Here is a 22,428-nt window from a genome sequence, read left to right on the forward strand (position 1 = left end):
GGGTCCGTCATGGCCTGAAGTTGCTGCTCAGACCCTGCCACACGTCGTCGTAGCCCTGCTGCAGATGGTCCGCCGTCGCCGCCTGCCCGGTCGCGGTGACCGGCCAGCGGGTCTCGAACATGAAGGCCAGGCCGTCGTCGATCTTCTGCGGCTTCAGCTCCGCCGCGCTCGCCCGGTCGAAGGTCTCCCGGTCCGGACCGTGCGCCGACATCATGTTGTGCAGCGAGCCCCCGCCGGGTACGAAACCGCCCTCCCCGGCCGTCTTCGCGTCGTACGCGCCCTCGATCAGGCCCATGTACTCGCTCATCACGTTGCGGTGGAAGTAGGGCGGGCGGAAGGTGTCCTCACCGACCAGCCAGCGCGGCGCGAACACCACGAAGTCGACTCCGGCCAGACCCGGCGTGTCCGACGGCGAGGTCAGCACCGTGAAGATCGACGGGTCCGGGTGGTCGTAGCTGACCGAGCCGATCACATTGAAGCGGCGCAGGTCGTAGACGTACGGGGTGTGGTTGCCGTGCCAGGCGACGACATCGAGCGGCGAGTGGTCGTACGTGGCCGACCAGAGGTTGCCGCAGAACTTGTTGACCACCTCGACCGGGCGCTCCACGTCCTCGTACGCGGCGACCGGGGCGAGGAAGTCCCGGGCGTTCGCCAGGCCGTTGGCGCCGATCGGGCCCAGGTCCGGAAGGGTGAAGGGGCGGCCGTAGTTCTCGCAGACGTACCCCCGGGCGGTGGCGTCGAGCAGCTCGACGCGGAAGCGGACACCGCGCGGGATCAGGGCGACATGGCCGGGTTCGGCGCGCAGGAGGCCCAGTTCGGTGCGGAGCAGCAGGCCGCCGTGCTCGGGGACGATCAGCAGCTCGCCGTCGCTGTCGCTGAACACCCGGTCCGTCATGGCCGCGTTGGCGTGGTAGAGGTGCACGGCCATGCCGGTGCGCTGCGCCGCGTCGCCGTTGCCGCCCAGGGTCCACAGGCCGGACAGGAAGTCCGTGCCGGGCGCGGGCTCGGGGAGCGGGTCCCAGCGCAGCCGGTTCGGGTCGGGGACGGTCTCGGTGAACGGGGCGGTGCGCAGGGCGCCGTTGCCGGTCCGGACGAACGGCGGATGCGCCGCCGACGGGCGGATGCGGTAGAGCCAGGTGCGGTGGTTGTGGGCGCGCGGCTCGGTGAAGGCGGAGCCGCTCAGCTGCTCGGCGTAGAGCCCCAGCGGGGCGCGCTGCGGTGAGTTGCGGCCGTGCGGCAGCGCTCCGGGCACCGCCTGGGAGCTGTGCTGATTCCCGAAACCGGCGGAATGCTCCAGCCCTTGTGCCGTCTTCCTCGCCTGCTCGATGCCGCTCATGTGCGCTCCCGGTGCCGAAGAAATCCTATGGACAACCGTAGGAATGGAACCGGGGCGAGTCAACGGCATTCGTCGTGCAAGAGGGGTTCAAAAAGCTGAACAATGCTCTACTCTCCCGCACATGTCGTGGACACGAAGACTTCTGGTGGTTCTGGCGGCCCTCGCCGCCGCCCTACTCGCGGCCCCGTCCGCCGCCCAGGCGCACGAGGAACGGCCGGTCACCCTGCCCGACGGCACCGGCAGCGTTCCCGTGTACCGCACCGGCGAGCCCGACCTCCTGGTCTGCAAGACCGACCGGGCCGACTTCGAACGCCGGATATCCGGCTTCCCCGACGCCCTGAAGGCGAGGAACCTCAAGCTCTTCGAGCGGTGCCGCACCTCCGGCTACCGCCATCTGCAACAGGCCGTCGACGCCGTCACCGGCCCCGGGAAGAACATCGCGATCCTCCCCGGCCTGTACGAGGAGGAGCCCTCGCTGCCCGCACCGAAGGGGGAGTGCGCCCGGCTCAAGGCCCCCGACTCCAAGCTCGGCTACCAGATCCTCAGCTACGCCCAGCAGCTCAAGTGTCCGCACAACCAGAACCTGGTGGCCATCCTCGGCAAGAAGGACCTCCAGATCGAGGGCACCGGGGCGGCCCGTACGGACGTCGTCATCGACGCCAAGTACCGCAAGCTCAACGCGATCCGCTCGGACGGCTCCGACGGCGTCTACTTCAAGAACTTCACCGCCCAGCGCACCACCTTCAACTCGCTCTACGTCCTCGCCCAGGACGGCTTCGTCATCGACGACGTCCTGACCCGCTGGAACGACGAGTACGGCTTCCTGACCTTCGCCAGCGACCACGGCCTGTACAAGAACTGCGAGTCCTACGGCAACGGCGACTCCGGCATCTACCCGGGCAGCGCCTCCGACATCAACGACGGCTACGGCTACGAGGTCCCGCGCTACTCGATCGAGATCACCGGCTGCCACAGCCACCACAGCATGGTCGGCTACTCCGGCACCGCGGGCGACTCCGTCTACGTCCACGACAACGAGTTCGACCACAACATGGGCGGCGCCTCGATGGACAGCGCCTTCCCCGGCCACCCCGGACTGCCGCAGAACCACGCCCGCTTCGAGCGCAACCTCATCCACGACAACAACGCCGACTACTACCGCTACGTCGCCGACGGCACCTGCGCCAAGCCGCCCGCCGAGCGCGGCTACGAGGACGGGGTGGTCTGCCCGCAGATCTCCATGCCGCCGGGCACCGGCATCATCACCGCGGGCGGCAACTGGAACATCTACGAGAACAACTGGATCTACGGACAGCAGCGCGCCGCCTTCTTCCTGAGCGCCGTCCCCGCCTTCATCCGCGGCGAGAACGCCCTCGGCAAGCAGACCGACACCTCCCACCACAACCGGTACGCGAACAACCACCTGGGCACCGACAGGAACGGCGACTCCCACCCCAACCGCACCGACGTCTGGTGGGACGGGCAGGGCGACGGCAACTGCTGGCAGTCGGACACCGGAGCCTCCACCCCCCGCTCCCTGCCCACCTGCGGCGACGAGCGGGGCGCGGTCTCCGGCAGCACCGACCGGATCGCAGGCGAACCCGTCAAACTCGCCCAGCTGCTGGTCTGCGCCGACTACGACGTCCAGGCACGCCGGCTGCCGGCCGGCTGCGACTGGTACGGGGCGCGCGGCATCGAGCGCATCGAGGTGCAGGCCGCCCTGGGCATCGCCGTGGTCCTGGTCCTCGTCGGCGGGGTGCTGTGGTGGCGCCGGCTGCGCTCCAGCAGGCTCGCCACGGCCGCGTCGGTCCTCGGCGTCATCGGCCTCGGCCTCGACGTGGCCGGCTCGACCATGGGCCTGGCGGCCACCTATGTCCCGGCCGTCGCCCTGCTGCTGACCGGCCTCTGGTGGACCGGAATCGGCCTGGCACTGCGGGCGACGCGGCCGGTGCTGGCGTGGGTGACCGTGGCGCTGGGCGCGCTGACGCTGCTGGACGCGCTGGACAAGGGCGTGTTCATGATCCCGTGGATTCCGCTGAGTCCGGCCTGGATACGCGGGCTGCTCGGCCTGGTCTGGGTCGTGTGGGCCGTGGTGGCCGCCGCCCGGCACGGGGAGCGGGGCGCGGAGACGGAGACCGGCGCTGCCGGGGACGACGGCGACGGCGCGGCACCGGTACCCGCCTCGCCCGCACCGGCCACCGCCACCACCCCGGAAGGGGACGCCTCATGAACCGCGCACGCCCCGCCCGTACCGTCCTCGCCCTGCTCACCGCGGCCGTCCTCGCCCTCGGCGCGGGCGCCTGCGGGGGCCGGCCCACCACCCACCACAAGCCCGGCACCAGCCATGCCGAGGACACCGGCAGCAACGGCCGGCTCCTGAGCACCGACGACGGCGACGGCCACCGGCTGCGCCAGGTCGGCGCCGACGGCGCGCCCGGGGTGAGCATCACCGTACGGGCCGACTCCGAGGACGGCTGGAACGTCCACCTCACGGTCCGCAACTTCCGGTTCACCCCGGACAGCGTGGGCGGCGCCGCCCTCGCCGGACGCGGCCACGCCCAGCTCTTCCTGGACGGGCACCCGCTCGCCCGCGTCTACGGCACCTGGTTCCACCTCCCCGAGTCGCTGCTGAGCGCGGCCGGGGGCGGCACCCGGCTCACCGCCGGCCTGTACGCCGACGACCACACCGCCTGGGCCGTCGGCTCCACCCCGGTCCGGGCCGCCGCCACCCTCGGCGACGCCTCCCCGGGCGCCGACGCGACGCCCGACGAGAACACCACCACCGTCGAACTCGCCATCGAGGACGGCAAGGTGAGCCCGGCGCCGGGTCGCACCGAGATCAAGAAGGGCCGCACCGTGCGCCTGCGCATCCGCAGCGACCGCGACGACACCCTGCACGTCCACGGCTACGACAAGAAGGCCACGCTGCCCGCCGGACGCACCGTCACGCTCACCTTCACCGCCGACCGCACCGGCCTCTTCGAGGTGGAGACCCACGAGTCGGACCTGCTCCTGACCCAGCTCGTCGTCCGGTGACGGGCACTCCCGCCCCGGGTGCCGTGAGCGTCCTCGCCCACGGCATCGGGGCCCAGCACGATCTGCCGCTCTCGCCGTTCTACGCCTTCGCGGGCGCCTTCGCCGCGCTCTTCGTCTCGTTCCTGGCGCTCGGCCTGCTCTGGTCGGCCTCCCGCTTCCGCGGCGAGAGCGCGGGACGCCCGCTGCCGGCCGCGATCCAGCGCGCGGCCGACGCCCGCGCCACGCGTGCCACCGCCCGCGCGCTCGGCCTCGCCGCCGCGCTCCTGGTCGTACTGAACCTGCTCATCGGGCCCGCCGACGCGGACCGCAACCCGGCGCCCGGAGCCGTCTACGTGCTCCTGTGGGTCGGGCTCGTCCCCGCCTCGCTGCTCCTCGGGCCCGTCTGGCGGCTGCTCAACCCGCTGCGCACCCTGCACCTCATCGGCTGCCGGGCCCTCGGGCGCGACCCGGAGGCCGGCCGCCCCGTTCCCGCACGCCTCGGCATGTGGCCGGCGGCGGCCGGGCTCCTCGCCTTCACCTGGCTCGAACTCGTCGCCCCCGACCCGGCATCGCCCACCGCCCTGCTGGTGTTCCTCGGCGTCTACGCGGCCGTCCACCTCACGGGCGCCGCCCGGTACGGGGCCCGCTGGTTCGACCACGCCGACGCCTTCGAGGTGTACTCCGGCCTCCTCGCCCGCCTCTCCCCGCTCGGCCGTGCCCGTGAAGTCCCGTCCGGCCCGCGACGCCTGGTCCTGCGCTCCCCGTTCAACGGACTCGACGCCACCCCCCAGCTCCCCGGGCTCGTCGCCACCGTCTGCGTGATGCTCGGCTCCACCGCGTACGACGGGTTCTCCGACTCACCGCGCTGGATCACCACCGTCCAGACCTCCGCGCTCGGCCGCACCACCACGGCCACCCTCGGGCTCCTCGGCGCCGTCGCCCTCGTCGCCACCCTCTACGGGCTCTGCGCCGGGGCCACCCGGCTCGTCTGCGGCCGGCTGCCCCATCCGCTCACCGCCTTCGCGCACTCACTCGTGCCGATCGCCCTCGGCTACCTCGTCGCCCACTACTTCACGCTCTTCGCCACCGAGGGCCCGCGCACCCTGGCCCTGGCGTTCGGCGCCGACCGGCCCGCCCCGCCCGAACCGCCCCTCGGCCCCGGCGGCGTCGCCACCCTCCAGGTCGTCGCCATCGTCACCGGCCACGTCCTCGGAGTCGTCGCCGCGCACGACAGGTCCGTACGGCTCCTGCCGTCCGGGCGCGCCGTCGTCGGCCAGCTCCCGCTGCTGATCCTGATGATCGCGTACACCGTCGGAGGACTCGCCCTGCTCATCGCCTGAGTCCGCCACCCCCGCCGCCCGCGCAGGAGGCCCACGGCATCATGGAAGGCGTGCCCCATGCGAACACGAACCTCCGCCGCACCCCGGTGCAGCAGCGCAGCGCGGAACGACTCGCCCGGATACTCGACGCCTGCGCCGAACTCCTCGACGAGACCGGCTACGAGCAGCTCTCCACGCGGGCGGTGGCCGCACGCGCCGGGGTGCCCATCGGCTCGGTCTACCGCTTCTTCTCCAACAAGCGCGCCCTGGCCGACGCGCTCGCCCGGCGCAACCTGGACAGCTACGCCGAGCGCATCACCGACCGGCTGACCGCCATCGGGGCCACCGACTGGCGCGGCGCGATCGACGCCGTGCTGGACGAGTACCTGGCGATGAAGCGCTCCGTCCCCGGCTTCGCCCTGGTCGACTTCGGCGCCCCCGCGCCCGACGAGGACCCGGCCGACGACGCCAACCAGCGGGTCGCGGGCCGGCTCGCCGAACTCCTCACGGGCCACCTGGGCCGGCCGGCCGACGAGGACCTGCTGCGGGCCGTCCTGGTCTGCGTGGAGGCCACCGACGCCCTGCTCAAACTCGCCTTCCGCACCGACCCGTCCGGCGACGGCGCGATCGTCGCCGAGACCCGGGTGCTGGTCCAGGCCTACCTCGCGCGTCTGCTGGACTGAGCGCGCCGGGGGCCGTGAACACCCGGAGGGGCCGCCCAACCTTTGCGCGAGTCATTCCCCCACGGGGCGTAGTGGGTTAATTTCAGGCCACTGCTGCCGCTCCCCACCGCTCCACCACCATCCTTCACGGGCGGAACACATGACTCGCGCCATCACTCTGAACAACGTCAGCAAGACCTACGGGCGGTCCTCGCGCGCCGTCGACCGTCTCTCGCTCTCCATCGACCCGGGCGAGTTCGTCGTCCTGCTGGGCCCCTCGGGGTGCGGCAAGTCGACCGTGCTGCGCATGATCGCCGGCCTGGAGGACGTCACCGAGGGCGAGGTCCTGCTCGACGGCGAACCGGCCAACCACCTCACCCCTCGCGAACGCGAGATGGCCATGGTCTTCCAGAACTTCGCGCTCTACCCGACCATGACCAACCGGGCCAACATCGGCTTCCCGCTGAAGCTGGAGAACCCGCGCCAGGACCACAACGAGCGCATCGAGAACACCGCCAGGATGCTCGGCATCGAGCGCATCCTGGACCGGCTGCCCGGCCAGCTCTCCGGTGGTGAGCGCCAACGGGTGGCGATGGGAAGGGCGATTTCACGCCAACCTTCGGCGTTCCTGATGGACGAGCCGCTCTCCAACCTCGACGCGAAGCTCCGCAACCACCTGCGCGCCGAGATCTCCCAGCTCACCAAGGAACTCGGCGTCACCACCGTCTACGTGACCCACGACCAGGCCGAGGCCATGTCGCTCGGTCACCGGGTCGCCGTGATGCGCGGCGGGATCCTCCAGCAGGTCAGCCCGCCGCGCGAGGTGTACGCCCTGCCGGAGAACGTGTTCGTCGCCGCGTTCATCGGGACCCCGAGGATCAACCTGCTCCAGGCCGTCGTGCACGCGCCGCTGGAAGGCCGGATGTCGATCGACATCGGCCGCCAGCGCCTCCCGCTGCCCGAGCCGCTCAGCCCGGACCACCAGCTGCTGCGCATCCAGCAGGGCCGCCGGATCATCGTCGGGCTGCGCTCGGAGGCGGTCCGGATCGCCCCGCCCAGCCAGGCCCGCCCCGGCGAGGTCGCGCTCAGCGGCATCGTGGAGCACGTCGAGTACCAGGGCCACGAGGCGCTGGTCCACCTCAACACCGGCTCGCAGCCCGCCGTCGTGCCGGAGCTGGAATCGGCCCGCACCGACCGGGGGGCCGTGCGCAGGCGCCGCGGCGGCCAGGGCGGTGCCGGTGTGCTGGGACGGATCAAGGAGCGCGCCGCCGGTTACGTCTCGGGGGGCTCCGTCGCCGTCCTGGACGCCCCGGACACCGACGCGCTGCCGCCGGGCGCGCACAGCCCGGACCGCCCCGCCGTCACCGCCAGCGACCTCGTCGTCCGCACCGGCCCCGACATGCGGCTGCGCACCGGGGGACAGGTGCCGCTCCTGGTCGACCTCGCTCACCTGTACGTCTTCGACCACCAGGGCCGCCGGATCTGCCCGCTGCCGAAGGACGTACCCGGCCTGGAGGTGTAGGGCCTGTCGTCACATTCCCGCCTGTCGGCCGACGCCGTGCGCGCACTCTCGCCGCACCGGCCCCGGACCCGGCCGACCCGCCCTCCGGGCGAACGACGGGAATGTGACGTCAGGTCCTAGCGGGGCCGGACCCCGCCCGCTCGCCGCGCGGCGAGCGGGCGGGCGGGGCACGTGACGGGGGTCTCTGGCGTCTGAAAACTAACAGCGCTAGTTTGGGGTCGGACGATCCCGTCCGTCACCGTGCCCGGGAGGAACAGCGATGAAGGCCCACGACGGTATGTACATCGGCGGCGCATGGCGGCCCGCCGCGGGAACGGACACGATCGCGGTCGTGAATCCGGCGGACGAGCAGGTCATCGCCCATGTCCCGGCCGGCACCGCCGAGGACGTCGACGCCGCGGTACGGGCCGCGCGCGCCGCCTTCCCCGGCTGGGCCGCCACCCCGCCCGCCGGGCGCGCCGCCCGCATCGGGGCGCTGCGCGATGTACTGGCCGCCCGCGCGGGTGAGATCGCCGAGACGGTCACCGCCGAACTGGGCGCGCCGCTCAAGCTGTCGCAGACGGTGCACGCCGGCCTGCCGGTCATGGTCGCCGGTTCCTACGCCGAACTCGCCGCCTCGTACGCCTTCGAGGAGCGGCACGGCAACTCCACGGTCTTCCTGGAGCCCGTCGGCGTCGTCGGTGCGATCACCCCGTGGAACTACCCGCTGCACCAGATCGTCGCGAAGGTCGCCCCCGCGCTGGCCGCCGGCTGCACGGTCGTCCTCAAGCCCGCCGAGGACACCCCGCTCACCGCACAGATCTTCGCCGAGGCCGTCGAGGAGGCCGGGCTGCCCGCGGGCGTCTTCAATCTGGTCACCGGCCTCGGCCCGGTCGCCGGACAGGCGCTCGCCGAGCACGAGGACGTCGACCTGGTCTCCTTCACCGGCTCCACCGCGGTCGGCCGGCGGATCGGCGCCCTCGCGGGCGGCGCGGTCAAGCGCGTCGCGCTGGAACTGGGCGGCAAGTCGGCCAACGTCATCCTGCCCGGCGCCGACCTCGCCAAGGCGGTCAACGTCGGCGTCGCCAACGTCATGTCCAACTCCGGCCAGACGTGCAGCGCCTGGACCAGGATGCTGGTCGACGCCGACCGGTACGAGGAGGCCGTGGCGCTCGCCGCCGAGGCCGTCGCCAAGTACGTGCCGGGCGAGCGGGTCGGTCCGCTCGTCAACGCCAAGCAGCGGGCCCGGGTGCGCGGTTACATCGAGAAGGGCATCGAGGAGGGCGCCCGCGTCGTCGTCGGCGGCCCCGAAGCACCCCTGCCCACCGGCTACTACGTCAGCCCCACGGTGTTCGCCGACGTCACCCCGGAGATGACCATCGCCCGCGAGGAGATCTTCGGCCCCGTCGTCTCGATCCTGAAGTACGAGGACGAGGCGGACGCGCTGCGCATCGCCAACGACACGGTGTACGGGCTCGCGGGCGCCGTCTGGGCCGCCGACGACGCCGAGGCCGTCGCCTTCGCCCGCCGGATGGACACCGGCCAGGTCGACATCAACGGCGGCCGCTTCAACCCGCTCGCCCCCTTCGGCGGCTACAAGCAGTCCGGCGTCGGCCGCGAACTCGGCGCGCACGGTCTGGCCGAGTACCTCCAGACCAAGTCCCTCCAGTTCTGACCTCTTCCGGTCTCCGTACCGCCCATCGATCAGCAAGGAGCCAGTCCGTGGTCCGCGCCGCCGTACTGCCCGCCGTCGGAGCTCCGCTGGAGATCACCGACATCACCCTGCCGGAGCCCGGCCCCGGCCAGGTGCGCGTCCGCCTCGCCGCCGCCGGGGTCTGCCACTCCGACCTCTCCCTGTCCAACGGCACGATGCGGGTGCCCGTCCCGGCCGTCCTCGGCCACGAGGGCGCCGGCACCGTCGTCTCGGCCGGCGAGGGCGTCACCCATGTCGCCCCAGGCAACGGCGTCGTCCTCAACTGGGCGCCCTCCTGCGGGAGCTGCCACCACTGCGGGATCGGTGAGGTCTGGCTTTGCGCCGGTGCCCTGGCCGGGGCGGCGAACAGCCACGCCCGCACCGCGGACGGCACCGAACTGCACCCGGGGCTGAATGTCGCCGCCTTCGCCGAGGAGACCGTCGTCGCCGCCAACTGCGTGCTGCCCGCCCCGGACGGCATCCCGCTCACCGACGCGGCGCTGCTCGGCTGCGCGGTGCTCACCGGCTACGGCGCCGTCCACCACAGTGCCCGGGTCCGGGCGGGCGAGTCCGTCGTCGTGTTCGGTATCGGCGGCGTCGGCCTCGCCGTCCTCCAGGCCGCCCGGATCGCCGGCGCCTCGAAGATCATCGCGGTGGACGTGTCCCCGGAGAAGGAGGAGCTGGCCCGCCGGGCGGGCGCCACCGACTACGTCATCGCCTCCGACACCACACCCCGGGAGGTCCGTAAGCTGACCGGCGGCCAGGGCGCGGACGTGGCCGTCGAGTGCGTGGGCCGCGCCGCCACCATCCGCGGCGCCTGGGAGGCCACCCGCCGGGGCGGCCGCACCACGGTCGTCGGCATCGGCGGCAAGGACCAGCAGGTGACGTTCAACGCCCTGGAGATCTTCCACTGGGGCCGGACCCTGACCGGCTGCGTCTACGGCAACAGCGACCCGGCCCGCGATCTGCCGGTGCTGGCCGGCCACATCCGGGCGGGCCGCTTCGACCTCTCGATGATGGTCACCGAACGGATCGCCCTGGACGGCATCCCGGCCGCCTTCGACAACATGATCGCGGGCAGGGGCGGCCGGGCACTGGTGGTGTTCTAGCCGCTCGTCGCACGCCTTGCGGGGGCGGGCTCCAACTGCTCGTACTGGAGCACGAGCCCGTCCACCAGGGCCCGCAGCCCGGTCTCGAAGGCTCCTTCGTCCACCTGCTGGCGCCGTTCGGCCAGCAGGTGCGCCTGGCCCAGGTGCGGGTAGTCGGCGGGGTCGTACGCCGTCTCGTCGTCCACGAAGCCCCGGGCGAAGGAGCCGAGCGCCGAGCCGGTGATGAAGTAGCGCATCAGGGCGCCGATGTACGTGGCCTGGGCCGGCGGCCACCCCGCGCGCACCATCGCGCCGAACACGGCGTCCGCCACCCGCAGCCCGGCCGGCCTGCGCCCGGGGCCCCGGGCGAGCACCGGGACGATGTGCGGGTGCGCGGCGAGCGCCGCACGGTAGGAGAGCGCCCAGTCGTGCAGGGCGGCCCGCCAGTCACGCGGATCGGACTCCTCGAACATCGACAGGTCGACCTGCGCGGAGACGGCGTCGGCGACCGCGTCCAGGATCTCGTCCTTGTTGCGGAAGTGGTTGTACAGGGACGGCCCGCTGACCCCCAGTTCCGCCGCGAGGCGGCGCGTCGACACGGCGTCCAGGCCCTCGGCGTCCACGAGGGCGCTCGCCTTCTCGACGATGCGTTCTCTGCTCAGGAGGGGCTTGCGCGGGCGGGCCATGCGGCACATAGTAGGCCCTGCGAACCTAAAACTAGCAGTGCTAATTTCGAAGAGGGTGCGGCCGATGAATCTGGAGCTCAGCGAGGAGCAGGAGGCCGTCCGCCGGCTCGCCGAGGACTTCGTCGCCCGCGACGTCGCCCCGTACGCCGTCGAGTGGGACCGGTCCGAGAACGTCGACAAGTCGATTGTGAAGAAGCTCGGCGCCCTCGGCTTCCTCGGCCTGACCGTCCCCGAGGAGTACGGCGGCTCGGGCGGCGACCACCTCGCGTACTGTCTGGTGACCGAGGAGCTGGGCCGGGGCGACTCCTCGGTGCGCGGCATCGTCTCGGTCTCCCTCGGCCTGGTCGCCAAGACCGTCGCGGCCTGGGGCGACGAGGAGCAGAAGCGGCAGTGGCTGCCCCGACTGACCTCGGGGGACGCCATCGGCTGCTTCGGCCTGACCGAGCCCGGCACCGGCTCGGACGCGGGCAGTCTGACGACCCGGGCCGTACGGGACGGCGCGGACTACGTCATCAACGGCAGCAAGATGTTCATCACCAACGGCACCTGGGCCGACATGGTGCTGCTCTTCGCCCGCACCAACGACACCCCCGGCCACAAGGGCATCTCCGCGTTCCTCGTCCCCACGGACACCCCCGGCCTCACCCGCCGCACCATCCACGGCAAGCTCGGCCTGCGCGGCCAGGCCACCGCGGAACTGGTGCTGGAGGACGTCCGCGTCCCCGCCGCCGCCCTCATGGGCCCCGAGGGCAAGGGCTTCTCCATCGCCATGTCCGCCCTGGCCAAGGGGCGGATGTCGGTGGCGGCCGGCTGTGTCGGCATCGCGCGGGCCGCCCTGGACGCGGCCGTCGGCTACGCCGGTGAGCGCGAGCAGTTCGGCAGGCCCATCGCCGGCTACCAGCTCGTCCAGGAACTCATCAGTGACATCTCCGTGGACGTCGAGGCCGCGCGCCTGCTGACCTGGCGGGTCGCCGACCTCGTCGACCGGGGCCAGGACTTCGCCACCGCCGCGTCCCGGGCGAAGCTGTTCGCCTCCGAGGCCGCCGTCCGAGCCGCCAACAACGCCCTCCAGGTGTTCGGCGGCTACGGCTACATCGACGAGTACCCGGTCGGCAAGCTGCTGCGGGACGCCCGGGTGATGACGCTCTACGAGGGCACCAGCCAGATCCAGAAGCTGATCATCGGCCGGGCCCTGACAGGGGTCTCCGCGTTCTGAGTACGATCTGAGTATCCGCACGGATGTGGCGTGGGACACGCCGCCGGATGCTGGGCGGCATGAGTGAGACGACACCGGTCAGACAGCAGAACACCGCCGCCTACTACGGTCAGGCCGTCGCGTCCTTCGGGATCGCGATGGGTGCGGTGACCCTCGGAATCTACTTCCTCGACGCCGATGCCTGGGTGCGCGGTTTCCTCGCCATCGGCGTCCTCTACCTCGTCACGTCCGCCTTCACCCTGGCCAAGGTCATCAGGGACCGGCAGGAGGCGGGTCAGCTGGTCAGCCGGGTCGACCAGGCCCGCCTGGAGAAGATCCTCGCCGAGCACGACCCGTTCCAGAAGCTCTGACGGGGCCTCGGCGATCTCAGCCCGCGGCTGCGCCTAAGCGCTTGCTCAGGATCGCGGTATGGTGTTCGTCCTGTTGACTGAGAGGGGCGAGCGACGATGAGCACGGCGCAGGAGACCGACGCCGAGGACCCGCCGTGGGCCGAGGTGACGCCCGAGGCCGCCCGGCGGCTCCTCGTCGCCGCCGTCGACGCCTTCGCCGAGCGCGGGTACCACGCGACCACCACCCGGGACATCGCGGGCCGCGCCGGCATGAGCCCCGCCGCGCTCTACATCCACTACAAGACGAAGGAAGAGCTGCTCCACCGGATCAGCCGGATAGGCCACGACCGGGCCCTGGCCGTGCTGGAGTCCGCCGCGGACAGCGGGGGCACGGCCGCCGAGCGGCTCGCCTCCGCCGTCCGCTCCTTCGTCCGCTGGCACGCCGAGCGGCACACCACCGCCCGCGTGGTCCAGTACGAGCTCGACGCGCTCGGCGAGGAACACCGCGCCGAGATCATCGCGCTGCGCCGCAGGAGCGACGCGGTGGTGCGCCGGATCATCGGCGAGGGTGTCGAATCCGGCGAGTTCGACGTCCCGGACGTGCCGGGGACCACGCTCGCGGTGCTCTCGCTCTGCATCGACGTGGCGCGGTGGTTCAACGCCCAGGGCAGCCGGACACCGGACGAGGTCGGAGAGCTCTACGCGGGCCTCGTCCTGCGGATGGTCGCCGCCGGACGCTGAGCGCGGACGTGGAGAACGGCGCGCCCCCGGCCCACTGCGGGCCGGGGGCGTTCGCGTACCGGGGCGCGGCTCAGAAGTAGTAGCGGGACACCGACTCGGCGACGCAGGCCGGCTTGTCGCCGCCCTCGCGCTCGACGGTCACGACGGCGGTGACCTGCACGCCGCCGCCCGCCTCCTCGACGCTCCTCAGGACGGCCGTCGCCCGCAGCCGCGAACCCACCGGCACGGGGGAGGGGAAGCGGACCTTGTTGGTGCCGTAGTTGATGCCCATCTTCACGTCGTCGACCCGCATCACCTGCGGAACGAGCGCCGGAAGCAGGGAGAGCGTCAGGTAGCCGTGCGCGATGGTCGTGCCGAACGGGCCGGTCGCGGCGCGCTCCGGGTCCACGTGGATCCACTGGTGGTCACCGGTGGCGTCGGCGAACAGGTCGATCCGCTTCTGGTCGACCTCCAGCCAGTCGCTGTGCCCCAGCTGCTCGCCCACCCCGTCGCGCAGCTCCTGCGCGGACGTGAAGATCCTCGGCTCAGCCATGTCCCTGGTCCCTGCCTTCCCGCTCTGCCGTCCATGCGTCAGCGCTTTCTAAGCGCTTGCTCAGCATGCTGGGCGGGTGCGTTCCTGTCAACGACGGACCGGCGGAGGCGGGCCACGTAGGCTTGTCCGGGTGCCCCAGATCCCGCAGACACTCCATGAACTCACGGTCGGCCAGCTCTCCGCACGCAGCGGCGCCGCCGTGTCGGCCCTGCACTTCTACGAGGCCAAGGGCCTGATCAGCAGCCGCCGCACCAGCGGCAACCAGCGCCGCTACAGCAGGGACGCCCTGCGCCGGGTCGCCTTCGTCCGCGCCGCCCAGCGGGTCGGCATCCCGCTGGCCACCATCCGCGAGGCGCTGGCCGAGCTGCCCGAGGAGCGCACCCCGAACCGCGAGGACTGGGCGAGGCTCTCCCGCGCCTGGCGCTCCGAGCTGGACGAGCGCATCCAGCAGCTGGCCCGGCTGCGCGACCACCTCACCGACTGCATCGGCTGCGGCTGCCTCTCGCTGGAGACCTGCGTCCTGTCCAACCCGGACGACGTCAGCGGCGAGCGGATAAGCGGCTCGCGCCTGATGCCCGAGCGCAAGTCGGCGGACCGTGCCGACGCCGGGTGCCGAACGGCCCGCGGCTGACGGGCCGCTCCGGTTCTCAGGCCGCCGGCGCCAGGTCGCCGGCCCGGGTCCGCCGGGCCCTCGCCAGCGCCGCCGGGGTGAGCACCGGCTGCGGCACCACGATCCCGCACCCCGTGCACACCGGCCCGGACCACGGCTCGCTGTCCAGGTCGTGCCGCCAGGTGATCCGGGGCTGGGCGCACACCGGGCAGCCGGTGCCCGGCTCCGCCTCCAGGGCCGAGATCAGCCGGGCCAGCACCTCGGCGAGCGGCGCCGACGGGTGCACCGCCGGATCGTCGCAGCGCGCCACGCCGTTGCCGCCCCAGGTGCGCCGGTGCCAGTCGTCGAACGCGCCGGGCCGGCGCAGCCCCCGGTGCTTCTCCCGCCTGCGGCGCTCGGCGAACCCCGCCTCGTAACCGAGCCAGACCGTGCGGGCCCGCTCCAGCTCGTCCAGTGCCCGCATCAGCCGCACCGGGTCGGGTGCCCGGTCCTCGGGGGCTATGCCGTGCCGTGCGCACAGATGGTCCCAGGTCGCCCGGTGCCCGTATGGGGCGAAGCGCTCCAGGCACTTGCGCAGCGAGTACCGCCGCAGTGCCAGATCGCTCCGCGGATCGCGGACCTGTCTCGCCAGACTCCGGAAACCGGCCATTGAGCCGCCACCTCCGTCGCTCGTACTCCGTCGCCCGTACTTCGGCGTCAGGGGATGGACGTACAACTGCCCGGATCGGCTCCATCCAAGGGTGCGGAGTCCGATGGGTGAGACGGCGGCACAGGACCCGCCGGCATGTGGCGATTCGGAAAAGGTGACCGATGTTCACCTTACCGGTCGGTCATACCGTCGGTAACCTGCGGCGCATCGGCCTCTCGGAGGAGTACGCATGCCCCCACGCACCCGTATCACCGCCCGCACCGGCACCACCAGAGCCGCCGCGTTCGCCGCCGCTCTCGCCCTCGGCACGTCCCTGCTCGCCGCCGCTCCGCACGCGGGCGCCGCGGAGGCGGACCCCGTCCCCGACTACTGCCAGGGCCAGTGCGACGACATCCTGCCGCCCGGCGAGAACGGCAACGCCACCCTCGTCGAGATCCTCGGCAACAAGGCGTTCGGTACCCATCCCGCGCACAGCGACGACCAGCTCGACCGTTACAACGGTCTGGTCGCCGGACACACCGGCCTCACCGACCAGAAGCTGACGGAATTCTTCAACGACGCCTCCTTCGGCGTCCCGGGCGACCAGGTCGAGTCCGTCACCTCGCCCCGCGACGACGTCACCATCACCCGTGACAAGTCGTCCGGCGTCCCGCACATCAAGGGCACCACCCGCTACGGCACCGAGTTCGGCGCCGGATATGCCGCCGGGCAGGACCGGCTCTGGCTGATGGACCTCTTCCGGCACATCGGGCGCGGTGAGCTGACCTCGTTCGCCGGCGGCGCCCTCGCCAACCAGGGCCTGGAGCAGGAGTTCTGGCCGCAGGCCCCGTACACCGAGGCCGACCTGGAGGCGCAGGTCGAGTACATCAGGACCCATGAGGGCGCCCGCGGCGAACAGGCCATGGCGGACGCCCAGGCGTATGTGGACGGCATCAACGCCTACCGGACGAAGTCCAAGGACGGCCGCTACTTCCCCGGCGAGTACGTCCTCACCGGCAAGATCGACGCCATCACCAACGTGGGCGAGATCCAGCCGTTCAAGCTGACCGACCTGATCTCCATCGCCTCGGTCGTCGGCGGCCAGTTCGGCGGCGGGGGCGGCGGCGAGGTGCAGGCGGCGCTGTCCCTGCTGTCCGCGCAGCAGAAGTACGGAGTGGCCGAGGGCACCGAGGTCTGGGAGTCGTTCCGCCAGCGCAACGACCCCGAGGCCGTCCTCACCATCCACGACGGCACCTCCTTCCCGTACGCGAACAAGCCCGACAACGCCGTCGGCACCGCTCTCCCGGACCCCGGCTCCGTCACCGCCGAACCCTTGATCTACGACCGCACCGGCTCGGCCGGCACCGGCGTGAAGGCGCCCGTCAAGGCCCCCGCCGATCTCAAGAAGGCTCAGGGCATCTTCGACGACGGCGTCATCCCGGAGGGCTCCCTGCCCGGCTCCGGCGCCCAGAAGCGCGGCATGTCCAACGCCCTGGTGGTCTCCGGCAAGAGCACGGCGAGCGGAAACCCCATCGCCGTGTTCGGGCCGCAGACCGGCTACTTCGCCCCGCAGCTGATGATGCTCCAGGAGCTCCAGGGCCCCGGCATCAGCGCCCGCGGCGTCTCCTTCGCCGGCGTCGGCATGTACATCCAGATGGGCCGCGGCCAGGACTACGCCTGGAGCGCCACCTCGGCCGGCCAGGACATCACCGACACCTACGCCGTCGACCTGTGCGAGCCCGACGGCTCGACGCCCACCAAGGACTCCACGCACTACCTCTACCGGGGCACCTGCACCGCGATGGAGAAGATGGAGCGCGTCAACTCCTGGAAGCCGACCGTCGCCGACTCCACCGCCAAGGGCTCCTACCGGATGCAGGTGTGGCGCACCGGCTACGGCATCGTCACCCACCGCGCCACGGTGGACGGCAAGCCCGTCGCGTACACCTCGCTGCGCACCACCTACCGGCACGAGGCCGACTCGATCATCGGCTTCCAGATGCTCAACGACCCGTCGTACGTCACCGACGCCGCCTCCTTCCAGCAGGCGGCGAGCAACATCGACTACGCCTTCAACTGGTTCTACGCCGACTCCCGCACCGCCGCCTACTACAACAGCGGCATGAACCCGGTGCGCGCCCCCGGCGTCGACCCTGCGCTGCCCATCAGGGCCGAGCAGGCGTACGAGTGGCAGGACTACGACCCGGCGGCCAACACCGCCGCCTACACCCCGTTCGCCGAGCACCCGCACTCCAGCGGCCAGGACTACTACATCTCCTGGAACAACAAGCAGGCCGAGGGGTACGCCGCCGCGGGCTTCGGGCTCAGCGCGGTGCACCGGGGCGACCTGCTCGACGACCGGGTCTCGAAGCTGGTCGACGAGGGCGGCGTGACCCGCGCCTCGCTCACCCGGGCGATGGCGGACGCGGCCCTCACCGACCTGCGCGGGGAGCAGCTGCTGCCCGAGCTGCTGAAGGTGATCCGCTCCCAGCCGGTCACCGACCCGGACCTGAACGCGGTGGTCCAGCAGCTGGACTCCTGGCGGGCGTCGGGCGCCCAGCGCAAGGAGAGCAGCCCCGGCTCGCACACGTACACCCACGCCGACGCGGTACGGATCATGGACGCGTGGTGGCCGAAGCTGATCGACGCGGAGTTCCGGCCGGGGCTCGGTGACGACCTGTACGGGGCGCTGACCGCGAACCTCGCCACCGACGAGTCCCCGGCCGCCAGCCACGGACCCAGCGGGGCGCACAGCGGTTCGGCCTTCCAGTACGGCTGGTGGGGCTTCGCCGACAAGGACCTGCGCCAGGTGCTGGGCCGGCCGGTCGAGGGTCCGCTCGCCAAGTCCTACTGCGGCAACGGCGACCTGAGCGCCTGCCGTACGGCGCTGCTGTCCTCGCTGAAGGAGGCGGCGGCGGTGCCGGCCGCCGAGGTCTACCCGGCGGACGACAACTGCAAGGCCGGCGAGCAGTGGTGCACGGACTCGATCATCCACCGGGCGCTGGGCGGCATCGAGCAGAAGGCCATCCACTGGCAGAACCGCCCGACCTACCAGCAGGTGGTGGAATTCCCGTCCCACCGCTGACGGCCGCAGAGCCCCGTCCGGCGATCGAGGACAGCTTCCGGGCCGGGCGGGCCCGCATCCGACGGGCCCGCCCGGCGACACCTCACCGGTACTGCAAGTACCGCTTCCGCACGGCCCGGAACGCCGCGAGGTCAGCGGCCCACGCGCCCACCACCTCGTCCACATCCGCCCCCGCGTCGATCATCGTGCGGACACGCGTGTTGCCGGTGAGTTTGTCGATCCAGTTGTCCGACCGCCACTCGAACCCGCTCCACGTACGCTTCGCGGTGATCAGCAGCGCGATCCCCGTGCGCACCGGGTCGAATACCTCGCGGTCCAGGACGTGCACCTGCACCCCGCCGACCGTCACACCCTCGAACTTCGAGAACGTCGGCGCGAAGTACGCCTCGCGGAACGCCACGCCCGGCAGGTCCAGCGCGTTCGCGGCGGCGGCCCAGGTGTGGTCGATGCCCTCCGCGCCCAGCAGCTCGAACGGCTGGGTCGTGCCGCGCCCCTCGGAGAGGTTCGTCCCCTCGAACAGGCAGGTGCCCGAGTAGACGAGCGCCGTGGCGGGCGTCGGCATGTTGGGGCTCGGCTGCACCCACGGCAGGCCCGTGTCGTCGAAGAAGTCGGAGCGCGACCACCCCGACATCTTCACGATCTCCAGGTCCGCCGGGCGGTCGGCCAGGAACTCCCCGTTGAACAGCAGCGCCAGTTCGGTGACCGTCATGCCGTGCGCCTGGGAGATCTCCCGGCGGCCCACGAACGTCCCGAACGCCGGGTCGAGGACGGGCCCGAGCGCGGCCCGCCCGGTCACCGGGTTCGGGCGGTCCAGCACGACGAACTTCTTGCCCGCGAGGGCGGCCGCCTCCATGCAGTCGTACAGCGTCCAGATGTACGTGTAGAAGCGGGCGCCGGCGTCCTGGATGTCGAAGACGACCGTGTCCACGCCGGACGCGGTGAAGACGTCGGCGAGATCCTGGCCGTTCTTCAGGTACGTGTCGTAGACCGGGAGCCCGGTCGCGGGGTCGTCGTACCGCCCCTCCGAGCCGCCCGCCTGCGCGGTCCCCCGGAAGCCGTGCTCGGGGCCGAAGACGGCGGTCAGGTTCACCCGGCGGTCCGGGTGCATGACGTCCACGATGTGCCGGACATCGGAAGTGATCCCGGTCGGATTGGTGACGACGCCGACCCGCTGCCCCTTCAGCAGCGCGTAACCGTCCGCCGCCAGCCGGTCGAATCCGGTACGGACCCGGGGCCGCCCGTTGCCGTTCCCGTGACCGTGGCCCTTGCCGTGCGACGGACCGGCGGCCGCGGGCGCGGCCGAAGCGGCTGTCGCCGCGAGGGCCCCCACCGCACCGCCGGCGGCCAGCAAACCACGCCTGGACAGGCTCATTCGGCTACCTCCATGATCGCGACGTCTGTCATGGTCACGCACGCTAGCGCGCGGACGGGCCACGGGGAACGTGTCGGACGGGGCCACTGTGACCCGAGTGACCCATGAGGTGGGGCCCACCCCTTCCCCGACGACATACCGACTGGTTAGTCTGCCGGTGCAGTCGTCGGCTGAGAGAGGCGTGAGCGATGAGTACGGTGCAGGGCGCGGGCGTAGTGGTCACCGGGGCCGGAGGCGGCATCGGCGCCGCGCTCGCCCGCAGATTCGCCGCCGAGGGCGCACGGGTCGTCGTCAACGACCTGGACGGGTCCCGGATCGCGGCGCTCGCCGAGGAGACCGGAGCCGTCGCCGTCGCCGGGGACGCCTCACGGATCGTGGACGCGGCCCGGGACGCGCTGGACGGCACCATCGACATCTACTGCGCCAACGCGGGCCTCGCCTCGCCGGGCGACCCGCTCGCCGACGAGGAGGTCTGGGCGGCGGCCTGGGACGTCAACGTCATGGCCCACGTCCGGGCGGCCCGCGCCCTGCTCCCCGACTGGCTGGAGCGCGGCAGCGGCCGGTTCGTCTCCACCGCGTCCGCCGCCGGACTGCTGACGATGATCGGCGCCGCGCCGTACAGCGTCACCAAGCACGGGGCGGTCGCCTTCGCCGAGTGGCTCTCCCTCACCTACCGCCACCGCGGCCTCAAGGTCCACGCGATCTGCCCGCAGGGCGTGCGTACGGACATGCTCACGGCCGCCGGATCGGCCGGGGAGCTGGTCCTCGCCCCCAGTGCCATCGAACCCGAGGACGTCGCCGACGCCCTCTTCGACGCCATGGCCGCCGACCGCTTCCTCGTCCTGCCGCACCCCGAGGTCGCCGGCTACTACCGGGCCCGCGCCGAGGACACCGACCGCTGGCTCGGCGGCATGAACCACCTTCAGCGCACCTGGGAGGAGACCGGCGCATGAGCGAGTCGATCTACGCGGCGAAGCCCTGGCTCACGCTGCTCAGCGAGGCCCAGCGGGCCCCCGTCCACCCCGCCGAGACCCTGGTGCACGCCTTCCGCGACTCGGTGGCACGCACCCCGGACCACCCGGCGCTCGCCTACTTCGACGGCCGCCTCGGCTACCGCGAGACGGACGAGCTGTCCGACTCCGTGGCCGGCCACCTCGCCGCCCGGGGACTCGGGCGCGGCGACCGGGTCGCGATCATGCTCCAGAACTCCCCGCAGTTCGTCCTCGCGCTGCTCGGCGCCTGGAAAGCCGGGGCGACCGTCGTGCCGCTCAACCCGATGTACAAGTCCGCCGAGGTCGGCCACGTGCTCAAGGACGCCGAGGTCGCCGCGCTCATCTGCTCGGACCGCGCCTGGGAGGCGTATCTGCGGGACACGGCCGCCGCCGCGCCGGGCGTCCGGATCGCCCTCACCGCGTGCGAGCTGGACCTCCAGACTTCGAGCGACGAGCGGGTCCTCGACTTCGAGCGGCTGCCCGCAGCCCCCGACGCCGACGACCTGGTCGCCGTCGCCCGCCGGGGCATCCCCGCCCCCGCCGGACGCGACCTCACCGCCGCCGACGTGGCGCTGATCAGCTACACCTCCGGGACCAGCGGCACCCCCAAGGGCGCCATGAACTCCCACGGCAACATCATGGTCAACGCCGAACGTCAGCGCACCGGCCACCCCGTCCCCGAGGGCGCCGCCTACTTCGCCCTCGCCCCCCTCTTCCACATCACCGGCATGGTCTGCCAGCTCGCCGCCTGCCTCACCAACGCCGGCACCCTCGTCCTCGCCTACCGCTTCCACCCCGGGGTCGTCCTCGACGCCTTCGCCGAGCACCGCCCCGCGTACACCGTCGGTCCCTCGACCGCCTTCATGGCGCTCGCCGCCACCCCCGGCGTCACACCCGGTCACTTCGCGTCCTTCCGGGTCATCTCCTCCGGCGGCGCGCCGCTGCCGCCCGCGCTCGTGGAGAAGTTCCGGGCGGGCCTCGGCCCGTACATACACAACGGCTACGGCCTCACCGAGTGCACCGCCCCCTGCGCCTCCGTACCGCCCGAGCGCGAGGCCCCCGTCGACCCGGTCTCCGGAACCCTCTCGGTCGGTGTGCCGGGACCGGACACCGTCGTGCGGATCATCGACGAGAACGGCGCGGAGGTGCCCTTCGGCGAGCAGGGCGAGATCGCGGTGCGCGGCCCGCAGGTCGTCTCCGGCTACTGGCGGCTGCCCGAGGCCACCGCCGCCGCCTTCCCCGACGGGGAGCTGCGCACCGGGGACATCGGCTTCATGGACCGCGAGGGCTGGCTCTACGTCGTGGACCGCAAGAAGGACATGATCAACGCCTCCGGGTTCAAGGTCTGGCCGCGCGAGGTCGAGGACGTCCTCTACACGCACCCGGCCGTGCGCGAGGCCGCCGTCGTCGGCGTGCCCGACGCCTACCGGGGCGAGACGGTCCGCGCCTACGTCAGCCTGCGCCCCGGTGCCACGGCCGGCCCGGCCGAACTGGGCGCGTACTGCAAGGAACGGCTCGCCGCGTACAAGTACCCGCGCGAAGTCGAGATCCTGGCCGAGCTGCCCAAAACGGCTAGTGGGAAGATCCTCAGGCGGGAACTGCGTTCACCCCGCTAGAAACGGC

The 22,428-nt window shown here is 72.2% G+C and carries 19 protein-coding genes; 14 read left to right on the forward strand and 5 right to left on the reverse strand.

The features are described 5' to 3' along the window. Positions 1 to 7: 7 nt before the first annotated feature. Positions 8 to 1,336: a homogentisate 1,2-dioxygenase gene (gene hmgA / locus B082_RS0133070; RefSeq protein WP_018556063.1), complete on the reverse strand. Its 1,329-nt coding sequence runs from the start codon at positions 1,334 to 1,336 to the stop codon at positions 8 to 10. A 121-nt stretch (positions 1,337 to 1,457) separates the two neighbouring features. On the opposite strand from hmgA, the gene B082_RS37245 reads away from it, so the two are divergent. The 7 genes from B082_RS37245 to B082_RS0133105 all read left to right on the forward strand — a co-directional run bounded on the left by B082_RS37245 (position 1,458) and on the right by B082_RS0133105 (position 10,635). Further along, positions 1,458 to 3,566: a right-handed parallel beta-helix repeat-containing protein gene (locus B082_RS37245; protein WP_037711415.1), complete on the forward strand. Its 2,109-nt coding sequence runs from the start codon at positions 1,458 to 1,460 to the stop codon at positions 3,564 to 3,566. After that, the gene (locus B082_RS0133080; RefSeq protein ID WP_018556065.1) at positions 3,563 to 4,372 is read left to right on the forward strand and encodes a hypothetical protein; all 810 of its coding nucleotides are present in this window, start codon (positions 3,563 to 3,565) and stop codon (positions 4,370 to 4,372) included. Before B082_RS37245 ends, B082_RS0133080 begins: the two co-directional genes overlap by 4 nt. Next, on the forward strand, positions 4,369 to 5,691 hold the full coding sequence (locus tag B082_RS0133085; RefSeq protein ID WP_018556066.1) for a hypothetical protein: 1,323 nt from the start codon (positions 4,369 to 4,371) through the stop codon (positions 5,689 to 5,691). The genes B082_RS0133080 and B082_RS0133085 overlap by 4 nt, the downstream gene beginning before the upstream one ends. Positions 5,692 to 5,732: 41 nt before the next feature. Continuing rightward, positions 5,733 to 6,353, forward strand: a complete 621-nt coding sequence (locus tag B082_RS0133090; protein WP_018556067.1) for a TetR/AcrR family transcriptional regulator — start codon at positions 5,733 to 5,735, stop codon at positions 6,351 to 6,353. Positions 6,354 to 6,492: 139 nt separating this feature from the next. After that, on the forward strand, positions 6,493 to 7,854 hold the full coding sequence (locus B082_RS0133095; protein WP_018556068.1) for an ABC transporter ATP-binding protein: 1,362 nt from the start codon (positions 6,493 to 6,495) through the stop codon (positions 7,852 to 7,854). A gap of 259 nt (positions 7,855 to 8,113) precedes the next feature. After that, positions 8,114 to 9,508 carry an aldehyde dehydrogenase family protein gene (locus B082_RS0133100; protein ID WP_018556069.1) on the forward strand — a complete coding sequence of 465 codons (1,395 nt, stop codon included), beginning with the start codon at positions 8,114 to 8,116 and terminating at the stop codon, positions 9,506 to 9,508. 47 nt (positions 9,509 to 9,555) lie between these two features. Continuing rightward, the gene (locus B082_RS0133105; RefSeq protein WP_018556070.1) at positions 9,556 to 10,635 is read left to right on the forward strand and encodes a Zn-dependent alcohol dehydrogenase; all 1,080 of its coding nucleotides are present in this window, start codon (positions 9,556 to 9,558) and stop codon (positions 10,633 to 10,635) included. On the opposite strand, the gene B082_RS0133110 is transcribed toward B082_RS0133105, so the two are convergent. Then, complete coding sequence (locus B082_RS0133110; RefSeq protein WP_018556071.1) at positions 10,632 to 11,300, reverse strand: TetR/AcrR family transcriptional regulator; 669 nt, start codon at positions 11,298 to 11,300, stop codon at positions 10,632 to 10,634. The genes B082_RS0133105 and B082_RS0133110 overlap by 4 nt on opposite strands. A 64-nt stretch (positions 11,301 to 11,364) precedes the next feature. Between B082_RS0133110 and B082_RS0133115 the strand changes: the two genes are divergently transcribed. The 3 genes from B082_RS0133115 (at position 11,365) to B082_RS0133125 (ending at position 13,586) form a co-directional block, all read left to right on the forward strand. Further along, complete coding sequence (locus tag B082_RS0133115; RefSeq protein ID WP_018556072.1) at positions 11,365 to 12,516, forward strand: acyl-CoA dehydrogenase family protein; 1,152 nt, start codon at positions 11,365 to 11,367, stop codon at positions 12,514 to 12,516. 59 nt (positions 12,517 to 12,575) lie between these two features. Continuing rightward, a complete protein-coding gene (locus tag B082_RS0133120; protein ID WP_037711450.1) occupies positions 12,576 to 12,866 on the forward strand; it encodes a YiaA/YiaB family inner membrane protein in 291 nt (96 codons plus the stop codon). Positions 12,867 to 12,962: 96 nt separating this feature from the next. Further along, a complete protein-coding gene (locus B082_RS0133125; protein ID WP_018556074.1) occupies positions 12,963 to 13,586 on the forward strand; it encodes a TetR/AcrR family transcriptional regulator in 624 nt (207 codons plus the stop codon). Positions 13,587 to 13,656: 70 nt separating this feature from the next. On the opposite strand, the gene B082_RS0133130 is transcribed toward B082_RS0133125, so the two are convergent. After that, positions 13,657 to 14,118: a MaoC family dehydratase gene (locus B082_RS0133130; protein ID WP_018556075.1), complete on the reverse strand. Its 462-nt coding sequence runs from the start codon at positions 14,116 to 14,118 to the stop codon at positions 13,657 to 13,659. A gap of 130 nt (positions 14,119 to 14,248) precedes the next feature. Between B082_RS0133130 and soxR the strand changes: the two genes are divergently transcribed. Then, a complete protein-coding gene (soxR, locus tag B082_RS0133135) occupies positions 14,249 to 14,749 on the forward strand; it encodes a redox-sensitive transcriptional activator SoxR (protein WP_018556076.1) in 501 nt (166 codons plus the stop codon). Positions 14,750 to 14,765: 16 nt separating this feature from the next. On the opposite strand, the gene B082_RS0133140 is transcribed toward soxR, so the two are convergent. Then, a complete protein-coding gene (locus B082_RS0133140) occupies positions 14,766 to 15,377 on the reverse strand; it encodes a hypothetical protein (RefSeq protein ID WP_018556077.1) in 612 nt (203 codons plus the stop codon). Positions 15,378 to 15,606: 229 nt separating this feature from the next. Between B082_RS0133140 and B082_RS0133145 the strand changes: the two genes are divergently transcribed. Next, the gene (locus B082_RS0133145; protein ID WP_018556078.1) at positions 15,607 to 18,441 is read left to right on the forward strand and encodes a penicillin acylase family protein; all 2,835 of its coding nucleotides are present in this window, start codon (positions 15,607 to 15,609) and stop codon (positions 18,439 to 18,441) included. 82 nt (positions 18,442 to 18,523) lie between these two features. On the opposite strand, the gene B082_RS0133150 is transcribed toward B082_RS0133145, so the two are convergent. Further along, the gene (locus tag B082_RS0133150; RefSeq protein WP_037711418.1) at positions 18,524 to 19,813 is read right to left on the reverse strand and encodes an exo-beta-N-acetylmuramidase NamZ domain-containing protein; all 1,290 of its coding nucleotides are present in this window, start codon (positions 19,811 to 19,813) and stop codon (positions 18,524 to 18,526) included. 188 nt (positions 19,814 to 20,001) lie between these two features. Between B082_RS0133150 and B082_RS0133155 the strand changes: the two genes are divergently transcribed. Both B082_RS0133155 and B082_RS0133160 read left to right on the forward strand, forming a co-directional pair. After that, a complete protein-coding gene (locus tag B082_RS0133155; RefSeq protein WP_026250440.1) occupies positions 20,002 to 20,766 on the forward strand; it encodes an SDR family oxidoreductase in 765 nt (254 codons plus the stop codon). Next, positions 20,763 to 22,421 carry a class I adenylate-forming enzyme family protein gene (locus B082_RS0133160; RefSeq protein ID WP_018556081.1) on the forward strand — a complete coding sequence of 553 codons (1,659 nt, stop codon included), beginning with the start codon at positions 20,763 to 20,765 and terminating at the stop codon, positions 22,419 to 22,421. Before B082_RS0133155 ends, B082_RS0133160 begins: the two co-directional genes overlap by 4 nt. Positions 22,422 to 22,428 lie beyond the last annotated feature (7 nt).

The organism is Streptomyces sp. ATexAB-D23, from assembly GCF_000373645.1.
Lineage (GTDB): Bacteria > Actinomycetota > Actinomycetes > Streptomycetales > Streptomycetaceae > Streptomyces > Streptomyces castrisilvae.

Excerpts from the sequence above, each read along its gene's own strand:
- hmgA (WP_018556063.1), bottom strand. The coding sequence starts at position 1,336 with ATGAGCGGCATCGAGCAGGCGAGGAAGACGGCACAAGGGCTGGAGCAT.
- B082_RS37245 (WP_037711415.1), top strand. The coding sequence starts at position 1,458 with ATGTCGTGGACACGAAGACTTCTGGTGGTTCTGGCGGCCCTCGCCGCC.
- B082_RS0133080 (WP_018556065.1), top strand. The coding sequence starts at position 3,563 with ATGAACCGCGCACGCCCCGCCCGTACCGTCCTCGCCCTGCTCACCGCG.
- B082_RS0133090 (WP_018556067.1), top strand. The coding sequence starts at position 5,733 with ATGGAAGGCGTGCCCCATGCGAACACGAACCTCCGCCGCACCCCGGTG.
- B082_RS0133095 (WP_018556068.1), top strand. The coding sequence starts at position 6,493 with ATGACTCGCGCCATCACTCTGAACAACGTCAGCAAGACCTACGGGCGG.
- B082_RS0133100 (WP_018556069.1), top strand. The coding sequence starts at position 8,114 with ATGAAGGCCCACGACGGTATGTACATCGGCGGCGCATGGCGGCCCGCC.
- B082_RS0133110 (WP_018556071.1), bottom strand. The coding sequence starts at position 11,300 with ATGGCCCGCCCGCGCAAGCCCCTCCTGAGCAGAGAACGCATCGTCGAG.
- B082_RS0133115 (WP_018556072.1), top strand. The coding sequence starts at position 11,365 with ATGAATCTGGAGCTCAGCGAGGAGCAGGAGGCCGTCCGCCGGCTCGCC.
- B082_RS0133120 (WP_037711450.1), top strand. The coding sequence starts at position 12,576 with ATGAGTGAGACGACACCGGTCAGACAGCAGAACACCGCCGCCTACTAC.
- B082_RS0133125 (WP_018556074.1), top strand. The coding sequence starts at position 12,963 with ATGAGCACGGCGCAGGAGACCGACGCCGAGGACCCGCCGTGGGCCGAG.
- B082_RS0133130 (WP_018556075.1), bottom strand. The coding sequence starts at position 14,118 with ATGGCTGAGCCGAGGATCTTCACGTCCGCGCAGGAGCTGCGCGACGGG.
- B082_RS0133140 (WP_018556077.1), bottom strand. The coding sequence starts at position 15,377 with ATGGCCGGTTTCCGGAGTCTGGCGAGACAGGTCCGCGATCCGCGGAGC.
- B082_RS0133145 (WP_018556078.1), top strand. The coding sequence starts at position 15,607 with ATGCCCCCACGCACCCGTATCACCGCCCGCACCGGCACCACCAGAGCC.
- B082_RS0133150 (WP_037711418.1), bottom strand. The coding sequence starts at position 19,813 with ATGAGCCTGTCCAGGCGTGGTTTGCTGGCCGCCGGCGGTGCGGTGGGG.
- B082_RS0133155 (WP_026250440.1), top strand. The coding sequence starts at position 20,002 with ATGAGTACGGTGCAGGGCGCGGGCGTAGTGGTCACCGGGGCCGGAGGC.
- B082_RS0133160 (WP_018556081.1), top strand. The coding sequence starts at position 20,763 with ATGAGCGAGTCGATCTACGCGGCGAAGCCCTGGCTCACGCTGCTCAGC.